20 protein-coding genes and 1 other RNA gene are annotated in these 21646 nt (G+C 62.4%); 11 read left to right on the top strand and 10 right to left on the bottom strand.

What is annotated here, in order from left to right; genetic code table 11:
• Positions 1-75: 75 nt before the first annotated feature.
• The 10 genes from ASE52_RS07505 to gyrA all read right to left on the bottom strand — a co-directional run bounded on the left by ASE52_RS07505 (position 76) and on the right by gyrA (position 12530).
• Positions 76-507: a helix-hairpin-helix domain-containing protein gene (locus tag ASE52_RS07505; protein WP_057224875.1), complete on the bottom strand. Its 432-nt coding sequence runs from the start codon at positions 505-507 to the stop codon at positions 76-78.
• Positions 508-553: 46 nt separating this feature from the next.
• Positions 554-1711 carry a lipopolysaccharide assembly protein LapB gene (gene lapB / locus ASE52_RS07500; RefSeq protein WP_057224873.1) on the bottom strand — a complete coding sequence of 386 codons (1158 nt, stop codon included), beginning with the start codon at positions 1709-1711 and terminating at the stop codon, positions 554-556.
• The gene (locus tag ASE52_RS07495; RefSeq protein WP_057224871.1) at positions 1701-2030 is read right to left on the bottom strand and encodes a LapA family protein; all 330 of its coding nucleotides are present in this window, start codon (positions 2028-2030) and stop codon (positions 1701-1703) included. Before ASE52_RS07495 ends, lapB begins: the two co-directional genes overlap by 11 nt.
• 121 nt (positions 2031-2151) lie before the next feature.
• On the bottom strand, positions 2152-2502 hold the full coding sequence (locus ASE52_RS07490) for an integration host factor subunit beta (protein WP_010465749.1): 351 nt from the start codon (positions 2500-2502) through the stop codon (positions 2152-2154).
• 85 nt (positions 2503-2587) lie between these two features.
• A complete protein-coding gene (gene rpsA / locus ASE52_RS07485) occupies positions 2588-4273 on the bottom strand; it encodes a 30S ribosomal protein S1 (RefSeq protein ID WP_010465748.1) in 1686 nt (561 codons plus the stop codon).
• 209 nt (positions 4274-4482) lie between these two features.
• Complete coding sequence (locus tag ASE52_RS07480; RefSeq protein WP_057224868.1) at positions 4483-6525, bottom strand: bifunctional 3-phosphoshikimate 1-carboxyvinyltransferase/cytidylate kinase; 2043 nt, start codon at positions 6523-6525, stop codon at positions 4483-4485.
• 50 nt (positions 6526-6575) lie between these two features.
• On the bottom strand, positions 6576-7460 hold the full coding sequence (locus ASE52_RS07475; RefSeq protein ID WP_010465746.1) for a prephenate dehydrogenase/arogenate dehydrogenase family protein: 885 nt from the start codon (positions 7458-7460) through the stop codon (positions 6576-6578).
• A gap of 12 nt (positions 7461-7472) precedes the next feature.
• Entirely contained in the window at positions 7473-8570 is a 1098-nt protein-coding gene (gene pheA / locus ASE52_RS07470; protein WP_010465745.1) for a prephenate dehydratase, read from the bottom strand.
• Between the two features lie 68 nt (positions 8571-8638).
• Positions 8639-9748, bottom strand: a complete 1110-nt coding sequence (gene serC, locus ASE52_RS07465; protein WP_057224866.1) for a 3-phosphoserine/phosphohydroxythreonine transaminase — start codon at positions 9746-9748, stop codon at positions 8639-8641.
• Between the two features lie 109 nt (positions 9749-9857).
• Positions 9858-12530, bottom strand: coding sequence for a DNA gyrase subunit A (gene gyrA, locus ASE52_RS07460; RefSeq protein WP_057224863.1), 2673 nt, complete (start codon positions 12528-12530; stop codon positions 9858-9860).
• 224 nt (positions 12531-12754) lie between these two features.
• Here gyrA and ompA point away from each other — a divergent pair, with 224 nt between their 5' ends.
• The 11 genes from ompA to ASE52_RS07410 all read left to right on the top strand — a co-directional run bounded on the left by ompA (position 12755) and on the right by ASE52_RS07410 (position 21584).
• Positions 12755-13396 (top strand): outer membrane protein OmpA, encoded by a 642-nt coding sequence (gene ompA, locus ASE52_RS07455; RefSeq protein ID WP_029414265.1) that lies wholly within the window; start codon positions 12755-12757, stop codon positions 13394-13396.
• A 91-nt stretch (positions 13397-13487) separates the two neighbouring features.
• Positions 13488-14198 carry a bifunctional 2-polyprenyl-6-hydroxyphenol methylase/3-demethylubiquinol 3-O-methyltransferase UbiG gene (gene ubiG / locus ASE52_RS07450; RefSeq protein ID WP_057224861.1) on the top strand — a complete coding sequence of 237 codons (711 nt, stop codon included), beginning with the start codon at positions 13488-13490 and terminating at the stop codon, positions 14196-14198.
• A gap of 11 nt (positions 14199-14209) precedes the next feature.
• A complete protein-coding gene (locus ASE52_RS07445) occupies positions 14210-14875 on the top strand; it encodes an HAD-IA family hydrolase (RefSeq protein ID WP_057224859.1) in 666 nt (221 codons plus the stop codon).
• A gap of 12 nt (positions 14876-14887) precedes the next feature.
• Positions 14888-15274: a transfer-messenger RNA gene (ssrA, locus tag ASE52_RS25025) on the top strand.
• A gap of 207 nt (positions 15275-15481) precedes the next feature.
• A complete protein-coding gene (locus tag ASE52_RS07440) occupies positions 15482-16720 on the top strand; it encodes a site-specific integrase (RefSeq protein WP_057224857.1) in 1239 nt (412 codons plus the stop codon).
• Positions 16721-16820: 100 nt separating this feature from the next.
• A complete protein-coding gene (locus tag ASE52_RS07435; RefSeq protein ID WP_057224855.1) occupies positions 16821-17354 on the top strand; it encodes a hypothetical protein in 534 nt (177 codons plus the stop codon).
• Between the two features lie 137 nt (positions 17355-17491).
• Positions 17492-17740, top strand: a complete 249-nt coding sequence (locus tag ASE52_RS07430) for an AlpA family phage regulatory protein (RefSeq protein ID WP_057224853.1) — start codon at positions 17492-17494, stop codon at positions 17738-17740.
• A gap of 16 nt (positions 17741-17756) precedes the next feature.
• The gene (locus ASE52_RS07425) at positions 17757-17996 is read left to right on the top strand and encodes a hypothetical protein (RefSeq protein ID WP_057224850.1); all 240 of its coding nucleotides are present in this window, start codon (positions 17757-17759) and stop codon (positions 17994-17996) included.
• Positions 17993-20407 (top strand): DUF3987 domain-containing protein, encoded by a 2415-nt coding sequence (locus ASE52_RS25020; RefSeq protein ID WP_082606788.1) that lies wholly within the window; start codon positions 17993-17995, stop codon positions 20405-20407. Before ASE52_RS07425 ends, ASE52_RS25020 begins: the two co-directional genes overlap by 4 nt.
• Positions 20407-20904: a hypothetical protein gene (locus ASE52_RS25580; RefSeq protein WP_140426154.1), complete on the top strand. Its 498-nt coding sequence runs from the start codon at positions 20407-20409 to the stop codon at positions 20902-20904. Before ASE52_RS25020 ends, ASE52_RS25580 begins: the two co-directional genes overlap by 1 nt.
• A complete protein-coding gene (locus ASE52_RS07410; RefSeq protein WP_057224846.1) occupies positions 20901-21584 on the top strand; it encodes a hypothetical protein in 684 nt (227 codons plus the stop codon). Before ASE52_RS25580 ends, ASE52_RS07410 begins: the two co-directional genes overlap by 4 nt.
• Positions 21585-21646: the final 62 nt, after the last annotated feature.

Below are 21646 nucleotides of genomic sequence, written 5' to 3'. Positions count from 1 at the left end.
AGGCCTTGCCGTTGCGCAACCCATGGCCCAAAAAAACAAGCCCGCCGAGGCGGGCTTGTAGCTTGCGGTGCGTGCTTAGTTTTTGCTAGCGCTGGCGGCGGAAGTGGACTCTGGCGGCGGGGTCACCGGGGCCGCCGCATCTTTTCCTGGGCCCTCTTGGGCCTTGCGGTCAGCGCCCTGTGCCGGGGCTTGTTTCTTGTGGCCGCGCTGGTTCTTCGCTTCGGCCTTGGCGGCCGCCGCTGCGCTGTACTTTTTACCACCCACGGTGAGGCCTTCCTTGGAGAAGTTCACCGCGCTTTTGTGGCCCACACCACCCACGCGGCCGATGAAGTCGTTCCAGTCCTTGAAAGGAGCACTTCTGCGTTCTTCCAGGATGCGGCCCGACAGGCCTGGTCCGATGCCCTTGATACCGTCGAGCTCCGCCTCGGTGGCCGTGTTCACGTCCACGGCGGCGAAAGATGCCACGGCAAACAGCATGGCGACGAGGGCGAGCAGTTTTTTCAGCATGGTGATTGGTTTACCGGTGTTCGTGGCGGGGTGCGACCGAAGGATTTCAGAGTTCTTCGACACGGCGGGCGGGGTAGCTGTCCCAGGTCTGGCAGCCGGGGCACTGCCAGAAATGCTGCCGTGCCTCGAAGCCGCAGGCCGCACAGCGGTAGCGTGTGAGCGGCTTGACGGCATGTTCCAGCGCACGCTGGATCTGGGGATGAAATTCTTCGTGCTCCAGTTTCTCGGTGGCCAGCCATTTGGCGGCGGCGACCAGCGAGCGCTCCTTGTCCAGGTGCTGCACGTAGCGCTGCCGGGCGGACCCACGGGTGGCCTCGTTGGCGGTCTCCATGGCCACGATGCTCTCCAGCACATCCAGTGAAGGGGCCTGCGCATAGTGGGCCTGCAGCAATGCCTGCACTTCAGGCGTGCGCCCCGTGGCGGTAGCCGCCTCGACCATCAGCGGAGCGGCCAGAGGCAGGGCGGCCGGATTGCGCTCGCCCAGCGTTTTCAGGGTGGCCAACACGGCGGCGGGCTGGCCCATGAGGCGCTGCAGCCGCGCCAGCTCGATGCGTGCACGGGCGGCCTCGGGGGCGGCGGCCACGGCCTGCTCCAGCAAGGCCTGGGCGCCGGGAAGGTCACCCTGTGCACTCAGCGCCAGGGCCTGCTCGCACAGGTAGTGGGCCTGGCGGGTGCTGAAGTCGCCCTGATCGGCGTCGTGCATCTTGCGGGCGATGGTGGCGGCATGGGGCCAATCGCGTGAACGCTCATAAATGGCCAGCAGCGCCAGGCGGGCCTGGGCCTCGAAGGGGGTGCCTTCCAGGCGGTGCAAGGCTTCTTCCGCCCGGTCGAGCAGGCCGGCCTTGAGGAAGTCGAGCGCCAGTGCGTGCTGGGCACGTTCGCGGTCGGTGCGGCTCAGGTCGCCGCGCGAGAGCAGGTGCTCGTGTACGCGCACGGCACGGTCGTATTCGCCCCGGCGGCGGAACAGGTTGCCCAGCGCAAAGTGCAGTTCGGAGGTGTCGGGGTCGTTTTGCACGGCCTCGATGAAGGCGTCGATCGCCTGGTCTTGTTGCTCGTTGAGCAGGAAGTTCAGGCCTTTGAAGTACGCCTTGGGTGCGCGGCGGTTTTCGGCGCGCAGCTGGCGCAGGTCAAAACGCGAAGCCAGCCAGCCCAGCACAAAGGCCACGGGCAGACCCAGCAGGATCCAGGTCAGGTCAAATTCCATGGGCGGAAGGCAGGTCTGGCGGCGGTGGCGGTGCAGGGGGGGTTGTAGTGGCTGCGGTGGGGGAGGCAACGGGCGTGGGCACGGCCACTGCTGCATGGGCGCGGCGCGCTGCGGCGCGGTGCCTCCACCAGCGCGGCACCATGCCCAGCACTCCGACGGCCAGGCCCGCAGAGAAGGCGGTCAGCACCACCAGCACCAACGGCGCGCGCCATTGCGTGCCAAAGAAGAAGTGCACGGTGGCGTCCTGCTGGTTGTTCAGCGCGAAGGCAAACAGTGTAAAAAAAATGGCTGCCTTGAGCAGCCACAGGAGGTATTTCATCGGTCTCCCCAGTGGTGGGGCGATTCTAAGAGCTTGGGCCTGGGGGGCTGCACGGCCCTTGCCGGATGAGAATTCAGATCAAATGTGCCTCTGGCGCTTATCTATAAAGCGCTGGAAGCTATCATTTTTGAATGGACGTGCTGCCGGCTGCCCCGGAGTTTTCTTCCATTTCGGCAGTGCGCTTGTCCACGGCCTCGCGCAGGGCCTTGCCTGGCTTGAAATGGGGTACACGTTTTTCGGGAATGGCCACGGCCTCGCCGCTGCGCGGATTGCGGCCCATGCGGGGGGGGCGGTGGTTCACCGAGAAGCTGCCAAAACCCCGGATCTCGATGCGGTGCCCGCGCACCAGGGCTTCGCCCACGGCGTCCAGGATGGTCTTGACGGCGTATTCGGCATCGCGGTGTGTCAGCTGGCCAAAACGTGCGGCCAGTTCTTCAACGAGGTCTGAGCGGGTCATGGAGTCTTGGGGCATAGGCGGACTGCGGGTGGCAGGTCTTTGCTGAAAAAAGAGCGGGCGCCGAGGCGCCCGCTGTCTGACCGTTTAACGGGTCAGCGCTTTACTTTTCCGAGTTGTCCAGCTTGGCGCGCAGCAGGGCGCCCAGGCTGGTCGTGCCGGCGCTTTCGCGGCTGGACTGTTGGCTCAGGTTGGCCATGGCGCCTTGTTCGTCAGCCATGTCCTTTTGCTTGATCGACAGCTGGATGTTGCGGGTCTTGCGATCCACATTGACCACCACAGCGGTGACTTCGTCGCCTTCCTTGAGCACGTTGCGGGCATCTTCCACGCGGTCGCGGGAGATTTCCGAAGCGCGCAGGTAGCCCACGATGTCTTCGCCGAGGTCGATTTCAGCGCCACGGGCGTCCACGGTCTTGACCTTGCCGGTCACCGTCTGGCCCTTGTCGTTCACGGTCACGAACGTGGTGAATGGGTCGCCGTCGAGCTGCTTGATACCCAGCGAGATGCGTTCACGGTCCACGTCCACGGCCAGCACGATGGCTTCCACTTCCTGGCCCTTCTTGTAGTTACGAACTGCGGCTTCGCCGGCTTCGTTCCACGACAGGTCGGACAAGTGCACCAGGCCGTCGATGCCGGCAGCCAGGCCCACGAACACGCCGAAGTCGGTGATCGACTTGATAGGACCCTTGACGCGGTCGCCGCGCTTGGTGTCCTGAGCGAATTCTTGCCATGGGTTGGCCTTGCACTGCTTCATGCCCAGGCTGATGCGGCGCTTGTCTTCGTCGATTTCCAGAACCATGACTTCGACTTCGTCGCCCAGCGAAACCAGCTTGGCGGGAGCGATGTTCTTGTTGGTCCAGTCCATTTCAGACACGTGCACCAGGCCTTCGATGCCGGGTTCGAGTTCCACAAATGCGCCGTAGTCGGCGATGTTCGTGATCTTGCCGAACAGGCGGGTCGATTGTGGGTAGCGGCGGTTCACGCCCATCCATGGGTCGTCGCCCATTTGCTTCAGACCCAGCGAGACACGGTTCTTCTCGGTGTCGAACTTCAGGATCTTGGCCGTGATTTCCTGGCCAGCCGTCACCACTTCGGAAGGGTGACGCACACGGCGCCATGCCATGTCGGTGATGTGCAGCAGGCCGTCGATACCGCCCAGGTCCACGAACGCACCGTATTCGGTGATGTTCTTGACCACGCCTTGAACGATGGAGCCTTCCTTCAGGGTTTCCATCAGCTTGGCGCGCTCTTCGCCCATGGAGGCTTCCACCACAGCGCGGCGGCTCAGCACCACGTTGTTGCGCTTGCGGTCCAGCTTGATGACCTTGAATTCCATGGTCTTGTTTTCGTACGGCGTCAGATCCTTGATCGGACGGGTATCGATCAGCGAACCGGGCAGGAATGCGCGGATGCCGTTGACCAGGACGGTCAGGCCGCCCTTGACCTTGCCGCTGGTCGTGCCAGTAACGAATTCGCCGGATTCCAGGGCCTTTTCCAGGCTCATCCACGAAGCCAGACGCTTGGCAGTGTCGCGCGACAGGATGGTGTCGCCGTAGCCGTTTTCGATGGAGCCAATGGCCACCGACACGAAGTCACCCACTTGGACTTCGACTTCGCCCTTGTCGTTCTTGAACTCTTCCAGCGGCACGTAGGCTTCGGACTTGAGGCCAGCGTTCACGACCACGAAGTTGTGCTCGACGCGCACGACTTCAGCGGTGATGACTTCGCCTGGGCGCATTTCTGTGCGCGTCAAAGATTCTTCAAAAAGGGCGGCAAAAGATTCGGACATGTGTTTCCTTGCCACAAACAGGATTCCGGGAGCACTATTGCTACCGTTTTTATAGCTGCTTGCGGTGGTTTTTTGCGGTAGAACCGCGGGTTAGGTTATCGATCCACACAACCTGTGCGCTGGCGCGCGAGAGGGGTTGCGTGGGCCTGTTGCAGGGCCTTTCAGCCTTGCTTGCGGAGCCCCGTTTTTGACGGAAGGCCCCACACGTTTCAACCTTGCGCAGACCCTGCGAAAGGTTGGCGCTCCTGCCACCAGGCCAGCACCTGCTCGACGGCTTCATCAATCGTCAAGGTGGAGTTGTCCAGGACCAGAGCGTCCTGCGCGGGCTTGAGAGGAGCGACGCTGCGGGTACTGTCCCGGGCGTCGCGCGCTTCAAGATCTGCGCGAAGGTCTTCGATACTAGCCGAAAAACCCTTTGAAATCAACTGTTTATAACGCCGCTCGGCGCGACACGCCGCGCTGGCCGTCAAATACACCTTGAGAGGGGCCTCTGGAAAGATCACCGTGCCCATGTCGCGGCCGTCGGCCACCAGCCCGGGCAAGCGCCGGAAGCTGTGTTGCAGGTCTACCAGGGCCTCGCGCACAGCGGGCAGGGCGGAGACGCGGGACGCGTTCATGCCGGCCTCCTCGGTACGAATGGCTTCCGTCACATCGTCGCTGCCCAGCCACACCCGGCCGTTTTCGAAGCGCACGGGCAGCGTCTGGGCCATGGCCGCAATGCGGGCTTCGTGGGCCGCATCGATGGCCAGGCCGGCGCGCAGGGCGGCCAACGCGGTGATACGGTACATCGCGCCCGAATCCAGAAACCGGTAGCCCAGGCGCTGTGCGACAGCCGCAGCCACCGTTCCCTTGCCGGAGGCGGTAGGGCCATCGATGCAGATCACTGGGATATGGTCCGTGGCGGTCTGCGCGACCGAGAACAGGGCTTCAAAGTAGTCAGGGAAGGTCTTGGCCACGCATTTGGGATCTTCGATGCGCACGGGCAGGCCTGCCGGGTTGAAGGCTGCCAGCGAGAAACACATGGCCACGCGGTGGTCGTCGTAGGTGTGGATGCTGGCGGGTTTCCAGTCGGCCCTTTGCGCGGGCGGGGTCACGCGGATGAAATCCGCGCCTTCTTCGACCTTGGCGCCGAGCTTGCGCAGCTCGTTGGCCATGGCGGCGATGCGGTCGGTCTCCTTCACACGCCAGCTGGCGATGTTGCGCAGGGTGGTGGTTCCCTCGGCATACAGCGCCATCACGGCCAGGGTCATGGCGGCATCGGGGATGTGGTTGCAGTCCAGGTCGATGGCCTTGAGCGGCCAGCCCTGGCCAGGCTCGCCCCGCTGGATGTGCAGCCAGTTGGGGCCGCCGGTGATCACGGCGCCCATGGCACGGGCCGCTTCGACAAAGCGGATGTCACCCTGGATCGACTCCAGGCCCACGCCCTGAATTTTGATGCCTTTTTGGCCGCTGGCGCTTGATGTGATTGCGCCAAGCGCTATGAAATAGCTAGCGGACGAGGCGTCAGCCTCGACATGGATGGCGCCCGGCGACTGGTAGCGGCTGCCCGCTGCAATCGTGAACCGCTGCCAGTTCTGGTGCTCGACCACGATGCCAAAGCGTGCGAGCAACTGGAGTGTGATCGCGATGTAGGGCTTGGAAATCAGCTCTCCCACCACATCGATCACGATGTTCTGGGAGCCAGCTGCCAGGGGCAGTGCCATGAGCAGGGCGGTGAGGAACTGGCTTGACACATCGCCGCGCACGCGGATGGGAGTGGCGAGCGCCAAGGCGGGCACACCGTTGGCGTGGGCGATGCGCAGCGGCGGGTAGCCGTCGTTGCCCAGGTAGTCGATCTGGCAGCCGAGCTGGCGCAGCGCGTCCACCAGGTCGCCGATAGGGCGTTCGTGCATGCGCGGGACGCCAGACAGCTCGAATTCGCCCCCCAGCAAGGCCAGCGCGGCCGTGAGGGGGCGCATGGCAGTGCCGGCGTTGCCCATGAAGAGCTGGGCCGGCGATTGGGGTGCGCGGCCGCCCAGGCCTGTGATGTGCACGGTGCTGCCCGCTTCATCCACCGTGCAGCCGATCTGGCGCAGCGCATCAAGCATCACGCGGGTGTCGTCGGACGCCAGCAGGTCGTGCACGGTGGTGGTGCCGTTGCTCAGCGCGGCCAGCAGCAGCACACGGTTGGAGATGCTCTTGGAGCCGGGCAGGTGGACTTCGCCTCCGGCAGCGTCAAGCGCAGGAAGGTCGAGGAATGCGGTGCTGAACATGGGGGCTAGGGAGCAGGTGGTGCGCGCTGGCGCAGCAGTGGGTGGGCGGGTCAGCGCTGTTTGGAGGTTCTTTGGGCCCCCATGCGCCAGTGGGCACGGGTCTCGCTGGCCAGGGTCAGCATGTCTTCCAGCGCCTGGGCATCGCCCTTTTGCATGGCCTGCTCAAGAGTGTGCAGCGCCTGCTGGAACAGCTTGGACTGGGCGATCAGCTCTTCGCGGTTGGACAGCAGGATATCGCGCCACACCTTGGGGTCACTGGCGGCGATGCGCGTGAAGTCGCGGAAACCCGGGCCCGCCAGCGACAGGAAGTCGTCACCGTGTGCCTGGCCCGTGATGCTGTTCATCATGGCAAACGCCAGCACATGGGGCAGGTGGCTGACGGCCGCGAAAGCTGCATCGTGCGACTCGGGCGACATGCTGGAGACGCGGCTGCCCAGCGCTGTCCAGATCTCCTGGGCTTTTTGCAGCTGTGCGGTGAAGGTGCGCTCGGTGGGGGTCAGGATGACCTGGCGCCCGCTGTAGAGATCGGCCTCGGCATGTTCCACGCCCGAAACTTCGCGTCCTGTGATGGGGTGTGCGGGCACAAAGGAGCCCACCTGGTCGCGCAAGGCGCGGCGCGCGGCCTGCACCACGTCGGCCTTCGTGGAGCCCACGTCCATGATCAGCATCTGGGGGGTGACCAGGTGCTTGATGGCCTTGAGCGTGGCTTCGGTGGCGGCCACGGGCACGGCCACCAGCACGATGTCTGCACCGGCCACGGCCAGCAAGGCGGAGGGGGCCTCGACATCGATCACACCCATCTGGCGGGCGCGGTCGGTGGTGGAGGGCGACTTGCTGTAGCCCACCACGCGCTTGACGAGGCCGGCCTTCTTCATGGCCAGCGCAAACGAGCCGCCCATGAGCCCGCAGCCGATCAATCCCAATTGTTCAAACATGGCGGCGGCTCCTTACGAGGACACGGGGTAGGTTCCCAGGACCTTGTAGAACGCGCACAGGCTGCGCAATTCTTCCAGGGCCCGTGCCACGTGGGGCTGGGCGGGGTGGCCGTCGAGGTCGATGTAGAAGTAGTACTCCCACTGGCCCGTGCGTGCGGGGCGCGATTCAAAACGCGTCATCGACACGCCATGTGTTTTGAGGGGCACGAGCAGGTCATGCACGGCGCCGGGCTGGTTGGGCACCGAGACGACCAGGCTGGTGCAGTCCTTGCCCGAGGGCGGTGGCGTCTGCAGCGTGTGGGGCAGGCAGATGATGGCAAAACGCGTGCGGTTGTACGCGTCGTCCTGGATGGCGTGGGCGACGATATGCAGGCCAAATTGTGTGGCAGCACGTTCGCTCGACAGCCCGGCCCAGGCCGGGTTGGTGGTTGCCAGCCGGGCACCCTCGGCGTTGCTCGATACGGGGCGGCGCTCGGCATGCGGCAGGTGCTTGGTCAACCACGCCTGGCATTGGGCCAGCGCTTGCGGGTGGGCCAGCACCACCTCGATGCCGTCCAGCGAGTTGCTGGTGCGCAGCAGGTTGTGGCGCACCAGCAGGCTGACTTCACCCACCACGTGGGTGGGGGTGTGCAGGAACAGGTCGAGCGAGCGGGTCACCACGCCTTCGGTGGAATTCTCTACCCCCACCACGCCGTACTGGGCGCTGCCAGCCGCGGTGGCGTGGAACACCTCGTCGAAGTTGGCGCAGTACATCAGGTCGGCCGCGCCGCCAAAGAACTCGATGGCAGCCTGCTCGCAGAAAGTGCCTTCGGGGCCGAGCACGGCCACGCGCTGGGGCGATTCGAGCGCCAGGCAGGCGGACATGATTTCGCGCCAGATGGCGGCCACGTGGGGCCCCTTGAGCGGGCCGGGGTTGGCCGTCTGGATCTTCTCGATCACCTGCGCTACGCGGTCAGGGCGAAAGAATGGCGTGCCTTCGCGCTTTTTCACTTCGCCTACCTGCTCGGCCACCAGCGCCCGCTGGTTCAGCAGCGTCAGTAGTTGCTGGTCGATGGAGTCGATCTGCACGCGCAGGCTGGCGAGGTCGGGTGAGGCTTGCGGAGTGTTCATGAATGGGGAAATGTCTTCTTGCTGCGGGGCTGTTTTTTGGCCGGTGTGTCGCCAGCGTTCACGCCTTCTCAGGCGTGTTTTTGCTCAAATTCTCGCATGTAGTCCACCAGCGTCTGCACACCCGCCAGCGGCATGGCGTTGTAGATGCTGGCACGCATGCCACCCACGGACTTGTGGCCCTTGAGTTGCAACAGGCCGCGTTCCTTGGCGCCGGCCAGGAAGGCATCATTGCGGCTTTCGTCGCGCAGGAAGAAGGGGACGTTCATGCGCGAGCGGCAGTTGGCCGCCACCTTGTTCACATACAGCTGCGAGCTGTCGATGGCGCCGTAGAGAAGCTCGGCCTTGGCCACGTTGCGCTGCTCCATGGCTTCGACGCCGCTCAACGCCCCTTCGGTCTGGCGCTTGAGCCACTGGAAGGTCAGGCCCGCAACGTAGATGCCCCAAGTGGGGGGGGTGTTGTACATCGACTGGTTCTCTGCCACCACGCGGTAGTCAAACGCACTGGGGCAGGCGGGCAGGGCATGGCCCAGAAGGTCTTCACGCACGATCACCAGCGTAAGGCCGGCAGGCCCGAGGTTCTTCTGCGCACCGCCAAAGGCCAGCCCGACACGCGACCAGTCCACCGGCCGCGATGCGACATGGGACGAAAAATCAATGACCAGGGGGGCATCGGTGCCCAACGCCTTCAGGTCGGGCAGCTGGTGGAACTCGGTGCCATTGATGGTCTCGTTGCTACAGAGATGCAGGTAGCTAGCGCCCCGGCTGACCGTCCAGGAGGCCGGGTTGGGCAGGGTGGTGAAGCCGGTGTCTTCTGCGGAGGCCACGATGTTCACTTCGGACGCGTATTTGCGAGCTTCCTTCTGCGACTTCTGGCTCCAGCTGCCGGTCACCACAAAATCGACCACGCCAGCGCGCGAGAGATTGAGCGGGACGATGGCGTTCTCGGCCAGGCCACCGCCTTGCATGAACAGGATCTTGAAATGCGAGGGCACGGCCAGAAGTGCACGCAGATCAGCTTCTGCCTGTTCGTAGATGGACAGGAACTCCTTGCCCCGGTGGCTCATTTCCATCACGCCCATGCCGCTGCCATGCCAATCAAGCATCTCGGCGGCTGCCTGCTCCAGGACTTCGGTGGGTATGGCGGCCGGGCCGGCCGAGAAGTTGTACGGGCGTGTCATGTTTTTTGAATCAAAAAGGCTGCTGACGCTTATTGGGTAAGCGCTAGCAGCTTCAGTTTTAATAGCATACTGGGTGTGGCACCATGGGCACCGCACCCGCCGGGCTGGCTCAGGCGTCTGGTGTTTCCGGGGTGTCTGCGGCTGGCGGGGCTTCGCCGTCGGAGGTGTCTTCACCATCAGCTTCGGGGCCGGCCACGTTGGCATCGTTTTCAACAATGCGCTGCAGGCCGCTGAGCTTGGAGCCTTCGTCCAGCGCGATCAGCGTCACGCCCTGCGTGGCGCGGCCCAGTTCCCGGATCTCGGAGACCCGGGTGCGCACCAGCACGCCCTTGTCGGTGATCAGCATGATCTCGTCGTCCGCATGCACCAGCGTGGCGGCCACCACCTTGCCATTGCGCTCGCTTTGCTGGATGGCGATCATGCCTTTGGTGCCACGGCCGTGGCGGGTGTATTCGACGATGCTGGTGCGCTTGCCGTAGCCGTTTTCGGTGGCGGTGAGCACGCTCTGCGTCTCGTCCTCAGCCACCAGCATGGCGATCACGCTCTGGCCATCTTCCAGCATCATGCCGCGCACGCCGCGGGCCTGGCGACCCAGGGGGCGCACGTCGTTTTCGTCGAAGCGCACCGCCTTGCCGCCGTCGCTGAACAGCATCACGTCGTGCTGGCCATCGGTCAGCGCCGCACCGATCAGGTAGTCGCCATCGTCCAGGTTGACGGCGATGATGCCGCCCTTGCGCGGGTTGCTGAATTCATCGAGCGCCGTTTTCTTCACGGTGCCCATGCTGGTGCCCATAAAGACATAGCGATCTGCCGGGAAGGTGCGCATGTCGCCCGTGAGCGGCAGCACGACATTGATCTTTTCGCCGTCCTGCAGCGGGAACATGTTGACGATGGGGCGGCCCCGCGAGCCGCGCGAGCCAGCAGGCACTTCCCAGACCTTGAGCCAGTACAGGCGGCCGCGGTTGGAGAAGCACAGGATGTAGTCGTGCGTATTGGCGATGAAGAGCTGGTCGATCCAGTCGTCTTCCTTGGTCGCCGTGGCCTGTTTGCCGCGCCCGCCGCGCTTTTGGGCGCGGTATTCGGACAAAGGCTGGCTCTTGATATAGCCCGTGTGGCTGAGCGTGACCACCATGTCGGTGGGGGTGATCAGGTCTTCGGTGGAGAGGTCCTGTGCGCTGTATTCGACGATGCTGCGGCGGGCACCCAGCTTGTGCTGGCCGAATTCCGTCTTGATCGAGGTAAGTTCGTCGCCGATGATGACCGATACGCGCTCGGGCTTCGCCAGGATGTCCAGCAGGTCTTCGATGACCGCCATGACTTCCTTGTACTCGGCCACGATCTTGTCCTGCTCCAGGCCAGTCAGGCGCTGCAGGCGCATCTGCAGGATTTCCTGGGCCTGCGTTTCCGACAGGCGGTACAGGCCGTCCTGGCCCATGCCAAGTTCCTTTTCCAGGCCGTCGGGCCGGTAGTCGTCGGCGTTGACCACGCCGCCGTCAGCACGCGTGCGGGTGAGCATCTCGCGCACCAGCTTGCTGTCCCACGGGCGGGCCATCAGCTCGGCCTTAGCCACTGGCGGGGTGGGGGCGTTGCGGATGATGGCGATGAAGTCGTCGATGTTGGCCAGGGCCACGGCCAGGCCTTCGAGCACATGGCCTCGGTCGCGCGCCTTGCGCAGCTCGAACACCGTGCGGCGGGTGACAACCTCGCGGCGGTGTTGCAGGAAGACGCTGATCAAGTCACGCAGGTTGCACAGGCGGGGCTGGCCGTCGATCAGCGCCACCATGTTCATGCCGAAGGTGTCCTGCAGCTGCGTCTGCTTGTACAGGTTGTTGAGCACCACCTCGGGCACTTCGCCGCGCTTGAGTTCGATCACCAGGCGCATGCCCGACTTGTCGGACTCATCCTGGATATGGCTGATGCCTTCGATCTTCTTCTCGTGCACCAGCTCGGCCATGCGCTCCTGCAGCGTCTTCTTGTTGACCTGGTAGGGCAGCTCATCCACGATGATCGCTTGGCGCTGTCCGCGATCAATGTCCTCGAAGTGGCACTTGGCACGCATGATCACGCGCCCGCGCCCTGTGCGGTAGCCGTCCTTCACGCCATTGATGCCGTAGATGATGCCGGCGGTGGGGAAGTCAGGTGCCGGGATGATCTCCATCAACTCGTCGATGGACACATCCGGGTTGCGCAGCATGTGCAGGCAGGCATCCACCACTTCATTGAGGTTGTGCGGCGGGATGTTGGTGGCCATGCCCACTGCAATACCGGCCGATCCATTCACCAGCAGATTGGGGAGTTTGCTGGGCAATACCAGCGGCTCCTTTTCGCTGCCGTCATAGTTGGGTCCGAAATCGACCGTTTCCTTGTCGATATCGCCCAGCATTTCATGCGCGATTTTGGCCAGGCGGATTTCGGTATACCGCATTGCAGCAGCGTTATCTCCATCCACTGACCCGAAATTTCCCTGGCCGTCTACCAGCATGTGGCGCAGCGAAAAATCCTGCGCCATTCGCACGATGGTGTCGTAGACAGCAGAATCACCGTGGGGGTGGTATTTACCAATCACGTCGCCCACGATACGGGCCGACTTTTTATAGGGTCGGTTCCAGTCGTTGTTGAGCTCGTGCATCGCAAAAAGTACGCGGCGGTGCACAGGCTTCAAGCCATCGCGCGCGTCGGGCAGGGCCCGGCCCACGATCACGCTCATCGCGTAATCAAGGTAACTGCGCCGCATCTCTTCTTCGAGGCTGATCGGCAGGGTTTCTTTGGCAAACTGGGTCATTGGGGACGGCGGTGGCGGCGAAGGAGAACCATTTTAGAGGTAAGACCGTGTAGCGACCACGCAACATATCGAAGCAATTCCGGTTTTGTCCTACGGGCCCCAGGTGGGTGCCCCCGCTTTTGCCCTGTTACGTATGGCACAATCGTTTGAACGCTTTGGGTGATGGTCACTCCAAGCGTCCTGATTCGCAGCGCGGCTGCGGCTTTTTCCCCAAGAGGAGAACCATGAAGAAACTGAACAAAGTGGCGATGTTGTTTGCCTCTGCAGCGCTCGCAACCGCCGCTGGCGCACAAACCGTTGACAACTGGAGAGATGCTTCTGGCCAACTGGTCTGGAAGAACGGCACCAACGAATACTGCTGGCGCAATGCCAACTGGACGCCTGCAACGGCTGCCCCAGGTTGCGATGGCGCTATCGCTGCTCCAGCTCCTGCTGCCGCCGCTCCAGCTGCCACCCCAGCTCCTGCTGCCGCTGCTCCAGCCCCAGCTGCTCCAGCACCCGCTGTGGCCACCAAGGTGACCTACGCCGCTGACGCATTCTTCGACTTCGACAAGTCGGTGCTGAAGCCAGAAGGCAAGGCCAAGCTGGATGACCTGGTCTCCAAGGTCAAGGACATCAACCTGGAAGTGATCATTGCCGTGGGTCACACTGACTCCGTGGGCTCCGATGCTTACAACCAGAAGCTGTCGGTGCGTCGTTCCGAAGCCGTGAAGGCTTACTTGGTGTCCAAGGGCATCGAAAAGAACCGCGTTTACACCGAAGGCAAGGGTGAAAAGCAACCCGTCGCCGACAACAAGACTGCCGAAGGCCGTGCGAAGAACCGTCGCGTGGAAATCGAAGTGGTCGGTACCCGCGCTTCCAAGTAATCCTCGGATTGCTTCACAAAAAGCCCCGGTAACGGGGCTTTTTTGCGTTTGGGGTTTTATCCATTGTCTTGCGTCGTGGAGAATCAGCGACATGAGTGAAACTGTTAATGCAGACCCGGCCGAACTGGCCAAGTTCTCGGAGTTGGCCCATCGCTGGTGGGACCCTGAAAGTGAATTTCGCCCTTTGCACCAGATCAACCCGTTGCGACTTGATTGGATCAATGCGCAGTGCAACTTGTCGGGCAAACGCGTACTGGACGTCGGCTGCGGTGGTGGCATCCTGGCTGATTCCATGGCCCGAAAAGGCGCGGATGTGACCGGTATTGACCTGGCCTCCAAGGCCCTGCGAGTGGCGCAGTTGCATGCGCTGGAGGCCCAAACCACCCACATCCAGTACCGGGAAGTCAGTGTGGAGGCGCTTGCCAAAGAACAGCCAGCCAGTTTTGACGTGGTGACCTGCATGGAAATGCTGGAACACGTGCCTGACCCGGCGTCTGTGGTGCGTGCCTGCGCTGAACTGGTGAAGCCGGGCGGGTGGGTGTTTTTTTCCACCATTCATCGCAACGCCAAGGCTTTTATGTTGGCCATCGTGGGCGCCGAATATGTCTTGAACATGCTACCCCGTGGAACACACGAATACGCCAAAATGATTCGGCCCAGCGAACTGGCGGCCAGTTGTCGCGGTGCGGGCCTTAATGTTCAGAACACCAGGGGCCTGGAGTACAACCCTCTCACGCGGCGTTACTGGCTGAGTGACGACACCAGCGTGAACTACCTATTTGCCACCTGCCGCACTGCCTGACACCGAAAGCTATGTTTCAAAATATTCGCGCGGTGCTGTTTGATCTGGATGGAACGCTGATTGACAGTGCCCCTGATTTGGGCGCTGCTGCTGACAAGATGCGCACGGACCGGGGCTTGCCATCCCTCCCACTGGCACGGTATCGCCCCATGGCGGGGGCTGGTGCCCGCGGCATGTTGGGTGAGGCATTTGGCATGGCGCCCGACCATCCAGAATTTTTAACCATGCGCGAGGAGTTCTTCGTGAACTACGAGTTGCGCATGACAGAGCACACCAGCATTTTTGAAGGAGTGCCAGAACTGGTGTCCCAGATCCTGCAGCGCAAGCTTGCATGGGGTGTTGTCACCAACAAGGCGGCCCGTTTTACCGATCCCCTGACCCGTGCGATCCCATTGTTTGCGACCGCAGGGGCAGTGGTCAGTGGAGACACCACTCCCCATGCAAAACCCCATCCTGCCCCTTTGCTAGAAGCGGCATCCCGCTTGAAAATTGAACCCAGCCAGTGCATCTACGTAGGCGACGATGAGCGCGACATTGTGGCGGGCCTCGCTGCGGGCATGGGGACTGTTGCGGCAACCTATGGATATCTGGGGGCCAAGACGAACCCGATGGAGTGGGGTGCCCACGCGGCAATTAAATCTCCGTCCGAGCTCTTGCAATTGCTGGGGACCGCCTAAAATAGAAGTTCTGGGGCTGTCCTGGTTTCGACGTGGGTTCGGAATCGGTGTGGTGCATGTCGAGCTTGAGTCACGCTCGTAAATCTCGATTTAAAAAACTAACTGCAAACGACGAACGTTTCGCACTCGCTGCTTAATTGCCAGTGAGCCTTGCAACAGTTGGCCGATGGGCTGGGCAAGGGGGTTCTGAGTAATCAGCGCCTCCCGGCTGCAAGGATAATTACATGGGCTGGCTCTGATCCGGGTACCTTGGGTTGGGGCAAGAAAATAGGGTACTGGCGGCCTGTGTAGCGTGCGACTGCGCGACACAAGTAGCGAGATTCAAATCAGACCGCTAAACATGTAGATCTGCCCGATGAAGGCTTACGGACGCGGGTTCAATTCCCGCCAGCTCCACCATCCATCAGAACAAAGGCCGCCAAGGATAACCACCTGGCGGCCTTTTTCATTGGTAAATCAGGTACTTACGGGGCAAGGACAGACAAGTGCAAACATTGACAGCCAAACGGTGAGCGGGGAACATATCGGGGAACAAAGCCCCATTTTCCCCGGTAGGCGGGGAACAACTGCCCTGCCGAGAGCGGGGAACACCCCAGGAAACGTCCCATGCTGACCGACGCCCAGTGCCGAAATGCCACCTGCCCACCCGACAAGAAAAGGGAGCGCCTGACCGACAGCGCGGGGCTGTATCTGGAAATCAGTCCGGCAGGTTCCAAGCGCTGGTTCCAGAAAATCTACCGTGACGGCAAGGAAACCAGGCTGGCGCTGGGCAGCTATCCGATTGTGGGCCTGACAGCAGCACGGCGGGCACGGGATGCTGCCAAGTTGCAAAAAGCCGAGGGCCAAGACCCCATTCAAGCCCGCAAGGTGGAAAAGCTCAAAGCGATGAATCCGGCAGGGGACAGCTTCAAAGTGGTGGCCCTGGAGTGGTACGAAAAGCAGGAACCCCAATGGAGCGAAGCTCATGCAGTGCGGGCAAAGCGCCAGTTTGAGCGCGACCTGTTCCCCTGGCTGGGGGATCGGCGGCTGGCCGATATCGAACCCGTGGAACTGCTGGCAACGCTGCGCAAGATCGAGGAACGCGGCGCTGTAGAGACCGCCGACCGTGGCCTGATGCTGGCGCGGCAAGTGTGGCGCTACGGGGTAGCCACGGGCAGAGTGAACCGGGACATTACCGGCGACCTGAAAGGCGCATTGGCCCCCTACCGGGGAACGCACTTCGCTGCTATCACTGACCCCGAGCGGCTGGGCGAGCTGCTGCGCGCAATCAGGGGTTACAAGGGCGGCCCCGTGGTGCGGGCGGCGTTGAAACTTGCCCCCCTGCTGTTCCAGCGCCCCGGCGAACTGCGCGGCGCAAGCTGGGCAGAAATCGACCTGGAGACAGCGTTGTGGACGATTCCCGCTGCACGCATGAAGCGAACCAAGGACGGCAAGGAAAACGGACAGCCCCACCTTGTTCCCCTACCCACCCAGGCCGTGCAGATACTGGAAGTCCTGAAGCCTTACACCGAATCAACCGGGCTGGTGTTCCCCGGCGAACGCCAGCGCAGCAAGCCCATATCGGAAAACTCGGTGCGCACGGCGCTAATATCCATGGGCTACACACCCGACATTCAGACCTGGCATGGGTTTCGTGCAACGGCACGCACCATGCTGGCCGAGCAATTGGAATGTGACCCGCTGGTGATTGAGGCGCAATTGGCGCATTCCGTGCGAGATGCCAACGGACGCGCCTACAACCGCACCACCTACCTGAAGCAGCGCCAGACCATGATGCAGCGCTGGGCGGACTACCTGGACAAGCTGGCCGCTGGTGCGGATGTGGTGCAACTCAAGCGGGCATAGAGAACAGTTTGACGCCACGCCTTACCCGACGGGGGACAACCGGGACACCCTGACCCGGCGGCGCTGGCTTCTTTGCGGGGGGAGAGAGACAGGGAACGTTATGCAGTTGCAAGAAGATTCGGCCGACGATTTGGAGGCTCTCAAAAAGGAAGTCGAAGAAGAGATTGCCGATATCAAGGCGGCGAAGCTCAGTTCTAAAGAGCTTGTTACCGCACTGGCGACAACAAGAGTTTTTCTCCGATACACAGAGCAGACGTTGAAATTCGCAAAAGAGCTCGCCACACCTATGAATGAGGCTATAGTCATTGCTCAGAAGGCAATTCAAACGCGGGATGAGGCAGTACGAGACATGGCGATAGCCAATGAGCTGCAATCCAAGTTGATTCAGCTTCTGCCCAAAGCATTCCAAGCAGGGAAAAGAACTCTCGCTAAGGCGGGTGTCACTGCACGTCACCAAGAAAACCGCGCCATCAAGCAAGATGTTTTCGCGTGGCTTGACACAAACATGCCAAACTTCAAGAGCATGGATTCTGCTGCTGAAGCCATAGCCGGGAAAATCGCCCCTGTCAAATTCCGCACTGCCCGCGATTGGGTAGGCGAGTGGAAAAAACTACGCTCTACCGGCACACTGTAGGCCCTGCGGGCAGGCTTTATGTTGTACCGGCAGGCCCTGCACTGTACCGGCTGACAGGCTTCAAATAACCACCCCCAAAAACCAAACTGCCACGCATCGAAACACCGGCAACCAATGCCGTGAAAGGATGGGCAGCAATGGCACTTTGGAGAATCGACGCCTGCAAGGCTGAAACAGGCGACCGCAGCAACACCAGCATTTACAACGCCATCCGGGCGGGGCTTTTCACCAAGCCCGTAGCCATCGGGCAGCGTGCGAAGGCCTGGCCTGACTATGAGGTGAAGGCGGTTGTACGCGCCCGTATCGCAGGCCAGTCTGATGAGGAAATCCGCGAGCTGGTGAACCGTCTGCATGCCAAGCGAGTAGAGCAACTGGCGACGGTTTGAGGGGGCGCGAATGAGTATGCCCCACAACAAAAACGCCCCGGAGCTGGCGGGCTCCAAGGGCGCTATTCCAAAACCGGATCACAGTGATTTTATCGCCCTGTGCAGAGCCTATGCCCAGCGAGGCCATCACCTGCACAGCGTCACGTCCAAAGACGGCACAACCACCTATTGGGCCGAGCGCTCGGGGCTGGTGCGCTATCTGCCCAGCCTGCACGATACAGCGCTGTTTCTGGCGCAGATTGGAGGGCGGCTGTGATCGCATCCGAACAATTCCAACAAGCCATTGCAGGCGCTGGCCTGCCCGTGCCCGAGGTGATCCACGGCGACGGCACGCTGTACCGATTCAGCACCAACGGCAAGCGCATGGATCAATCGGGCTGGTACGTTCTGCACGACGATGGCGACGTTCCGGCGGGCGCTTTTGGTTGCTGGCGCAGCGGGCTATCTCAGACCTGGTGCAGCAAAGACACCCAGGCAATGACCCTAGCCGAGCGCAGCGCCCACCAACAGCGCATGCAGGCCATTGCCGAGCAGCGCGAAGCCGACAAGGCCCAGCGTCAGCACAATGCAGCGACGGCGGCGGCGCAGCGCTGGGAAGCTGCTCTACCGGCCCCGGCGGATCATCCGTACCTGGTGCGCAAGGGCATTCAGCCCCACGGCATCAAGGCCGAGGGTGAGGCGCTGCTGGTCCCGCTGCGCGATACGGCAACGCAACTGCACAGCCTTCAAGCCATCGGCCCGGAGGGGGACAAGCGCTTTCAACCGAGCGGGCGTATCAAAGGCTGCTACTTTGGCATCGGCAAGCCCAAGGGCGTGTTGATCGTGTGCGAGGGCTTCGCCACTGGTGCATCCATCCACGAGGCCACCGGCCATGCCGTCGCTTGCGCGATGAACGCAGGCAACCTGTTGGAGGTTACCCAGGCCCTGCATAACAAGTACCCCAAGCTTCGCCTGATCCTGGCCGCCGACGATGACTGGCGCACCGATGGAAATCCCGGCCTGACCAAAGCCACCGAGGCGGCGCAGGCCGTGGGCGGCGACCTGTCAATACCTGACTTTGGCGACCGCCGCCCAGATAAGGCGACGGACTTTAATGACCTGTACCAACTGCTGAGGTTGGACGCGGTGAAGGCGTGCATTGATGGTGCCGTCAAGGCATGCACCGACAGCGGCTGGCCTGACCCCGTGCCCCTGCCCAGCGGCCTGCCACCGGTGGCACCCTTTGATGCAGAGCTGCTGCCCGAGGCCCTGCGCGGCTGGGTGGCAGACATTGCGGAGCGTATGCAGTGCCCGCCCGACTTTACGGCGGTGGGGGCTTTGGTGGCCCTCTCCAGCCTGATCGGCGCGCGTGCCGTGGTCAAACCCAAGGCCCGCGACGATTGGGCTGTGACGCCCAACCTGTGGGGCGCCATCGTGGGCCGCCCTGGCGTGATGAAGTCGCCCGCACTGAGCGAGGTATTGAAGCCGCTGCAGCGTCTTGAAAAAACAGAGCGGGAACAATGGCAGGCGGCGCACGAAGCCTGGCAACTCGATTGCAAAGTGGCCCAGCTGGCCGCCAAGGCCAACGAAAAGCAGGCAGCCGTCCAAGCCGCCAAAGACCCAGCCAGAGCGCGGGCGCTGCTGCAGCCAGTGGACAACCTGACCGCAGAGCCCACCATGCGGCGCTACGTGGTCAACGATGCCACGGTGGAAAAACTGGCCGAGCTGCTGACGGTGAACCCATGGGGCACGCTGGTTTACCGCGATGAAATCCACGGCCTGCTGTGCAGCATGGACAAGCAGGGGCAAGAAGGCGCACGGGGCTTCTACCTGACGGGCTATGACGGCAACCAAGGCCACGCCGTGGACCGCATCGGACGCGGTGAATCGTTTGTGCCCCGCGTGTGTCTGGCAATGTTGGGCGGTATCCAGCCCGGCAAGGTCCAAAGCTATGTGCGCGATGCCGTGGCAGGCGGTGCGGGTGATGACGGCTTGCTGCAGCGCTTTGGCCTGACCGTTTGGCCCGATGTAAACCGCGAATTCGTCTATGTGGATCGGTGGCCCGACACCCCCGCAAAACAGGCTGCATGGGCGGTGTTTGAGCGCTTGAATCAGCTGCAGCCAGCCACCGACAGCGACGCACAGGAGTGGCGCTTTACGCCTGAAGCACAGGCCTTGTTTGAGGAATGGCTGATCCCGTTTGAGACGGAACTGCGCGGGGATGAGCTGCACCCGGCCCTGGTGTCACACCTTGCCAAGTACCGCAAGCTGATCCCGGCGCTGGCACTGATGTTTGCCCTGGTGGACACACCGGACAGTGGTCACTTGATCCATGCACAGGAGATGGGCCGGGCGCTGGCATGGGGTGACTACCTGCGCACCCATGCCGAGCGCCTTTATGCAGCGGCGGTGATGCCCGAAACCGGCGCAGCAAAGCAACTGCTGGACAAGATCAAGGCAGGCAAGCTGGCCGACAGCGACGGCGTCTTGCTGGATGCCTTCACTCCTCGCCAAATAGCGGTCAAGCACTGGACAGGGCTGGGCACAACCGAAGCGGTGCGCAAAGCTGCCAATCTGTTGACCGACTACGATTGGTTGGAGCGTGAAGCCACGCCCAGCAGTGGGGCGGGAGGCCGCCCCGGCGAGCGCTACGTGCTGCACCCCACGCTGGTGAAAGGGGGTCAGTGATGAAGTGGCTGAAGCGGCTGAAAGCCGCATCAAAGGCGCGCACTTACGCTACGAAACCTACAGAACCCGGTTTCGTAGGTTTTGTAGCGTGCTCCGATGGGGCTTCTGAAAACTTCAAAGCCCCGCGGCACCCACCGGCCAACGAAGCGACGGCAGACCCCGACCGCTGGTGCTGGCCCCATGGCCCGGCAATGAACACCGCAGAGATTGACATCTTTACGGCGCGACTGGCGCGCTTTACCGACAAGAGGCTGACGCTGGACGATGCCGAGGCACTGGCCGATAGGCTGGTAACGCGGGACAGGGAAATGGACGACCGACGCATCTGCATGGAGTGCGTCCATTTGCAAGGCGCCGGACGCTGGCGTTGCAGCAACACCGTGATGGCAGGTATCGGCGCGCACATGGCAGATACGCTGCTGCCGGGCAGCCTGACACACCAGCTGCAGCGCTGTGCAGGCTTCATTAACTTTTACAGTCAAGGCAATACCCCGTGAGCAAGCCCGCCAAGAAACCCGAAGCGCCAGAAAACGCCCCTTCCACACAACGCTTGAACCGCAAAACGGTGCCCTCCATCAACAGTGCAACGTCGGAGGAGACCGCTCTTAACTTCGCCAACCTGATGATCTCGCCCGAAATGGGGAGTTTCCGGGTGATCACCAATCGCGAGCGCCGCGAGTTGATAGACCAACTGGATACCCCCGCCTTGATCGAGGCGCTGCGTCAGCAGACGCAGGCGGTGCACAAGGGTGACCTGCGAGCGGCTGAGGCCATGCTGATGAACCAGGCTACCGCCCTGCAATCTCTGTTCGTGAAGTTGACCGAGACCGGCTTGCAGGCGAGCCTTTTACGCCAGCAAGAAACCGCACTGCGCCTGGCGCTCAAGGCCCAAAGCCAATGCCGCGCCACCCTCGAAACGCTGGCCAATATCAAGAACCCGCCCGTCGTCTATGCCAAGCAGGCCAACGTGACCACGGGCCCGCAGCAGATCAACAATGGCCCCCAGACCGCCCCCATGGGCGCGCGAGAAAAAGTTTTTGAAGAAAACAAACTGAAGGAGCTGAGCCATGAAAAGCAGCAATGGCTGGACACCGGAGCGGCGGGCGCAGCAGGCGGCACGCATCAGGGAGCAGAAGCCCTGGCTGCAGTCCACCGGGCCGACAAGCGCAGCCGGTAAGGCCACGGTCTCGCGCAACGCTTTCAAAGGTGGTTACTGGCGGGAGCTGCGTGACATTACTC

It is taken from the genome of Acidovorax sp. Root275 (genome assembly GCF_001428965.1).
Classification (GTDB): Bacteria; Pseudomonadota; Gammaproteobacteria; order Burkholderiales; family Burkholderiaceae_C; genus Acidovorax; species Acidovorax radicis.
This window is presented reverse-complemented; position numbering and strand designations above follow the sequence as displayed.

What these genes read in the sequence shown, in the direction of transcription:
- ASE52_RS07445 (WP_057224859.1), top strand. Translation starts at nt 14,210, where the DNA reads ATGTTTCAAAATATTCGCGCGGTGCTGTTTGATCTGGATGGAACGCTG.
- ASE52_RS07480 (WP_057224868.1), bottom strand. Translation starts at nt 6,525, where the DNA reads ATGTTCAGCACCGCATTCCTCGACCTTCCTGCGCTTGACGCTGCCGGA.
- gyrA (WP_057224863.1), bottom strand. Translation starts at nt 12,530, where the DNA reads ATGACCCAGTTTGCCAAAGAAACCCTGCCGATCAGCCTCGAAGAAGAG.
- lapB (WP_057224873.1), bottom strand. Translation starts at nt 1,711, where the DNA reads ATGGAATTTGACCTGACCTGGATCCTGCTGGGTCTGCCCGTGGCCTTT.
- rpsA (WP_010465748.1), bottom strand. Translation starts at nt 4,273, where the DNA reads ATGTCCGAATCTTTTGCCGCCCTTTTTGAAGAATCTTTGACGCGCACA.
- pheA (WP_010465745.1), bottom strand. Translation starts at nt 8,570, where the DNA reads ATGAACACTCCGCAAGCCTCACCCGACCTCGCCAGCCTGCGCGTGCAG.
- ASE52_RS07495 (WP_057224871.1), bottom strand. Translation starts at nt 2,030, where the DNA reads ATGAAATACCTCCTGTGGCTGCTCAAGGCAGCCATTTTTTTTACACTG.
- ASE52_RS07490 (WP_010465749.1), bottom strand. Translation starts at nt 2,502, where the DNA reads ATGCCCCAAGACTCCATGACCCGCTCAGACCTCGTTGAAGAACTGGCC.
- ubiG (WP_057224861.1), top strand. Translation starts at nt 13,488, where the DNA reads ATGAGTGAAACTGTTAATGCAGACCCGGCCGAACTGGCCAAGTTCTCG.
- serC (WP_057224866.1), bottom strand. Translation starts at nt 9,748, where the DNA reads ATGACACGCCCGTACAACTTCTCGGCCGGCCCGGCCGCCATACCCACC.
- ASE52_RS07430 (WP_057224853.1), top strand. Translation starts at nt 17,492, where the DNA reads ATGGCACTTTGGAGAATCGACGCCTGCAAGGCTGAAACAGGCGACCGC.
- ASE52_RS25580 (WP_140426154.1), top strand. Translation starts at nt 20,407, where the DNA reads ATGAAGTGGCTGAAGCGGCTGAAAGCCGCATCAAAGGCGCGCACTTAC.
- ASE52_RS07505 (WP_057224875.1), bottom strand. Translation starts at nt 507, where the DNA reads ATGCTGAAAAAACTGCTCGCCCTCGTCGCCATGCTGTTTGCCGTGGCA.
- ASE52_RS07440 (WP_057224857.1), top strand. Translation starts at nt 15,482, where the DNA reads ATGCTGACCGACGCCCAGTGCCGAAATGCCACCTGCCCACCCGACAAG.
- ompA (WP_029414265.1), top strand. Translation starts at nt 12,755, where the DNA reads ATGAAGAAACTGAACAAAGTGGCGATGTTGTTTGCCTCTGCAGCGCTC.
- ASE52_RS07425 (WP_057224850.1), top strand. Translation starts at nt 17,757, where the DNA reads ATGCCCCACAACAAAAACGCCCCGGAGCTGGCGGGCTCCAAGGGCGCT.
- ASE52_RS07475 (WP_010465746.1), bottom strand. Translation starts at nt 7,460, where the DNA reads ATGTTTGAACAATTGGGATTGATCGGCTGCGGGCTCATGGGCGGCTCG.
- ASE52_RS07435 (WP_057224855.1), top strand. Translation starts at nt 16,821, where the DNA reads ATGCAGTTGCAAGAAGATTCGGCCGACGATTTGGAGGCTCTCAAAAAG.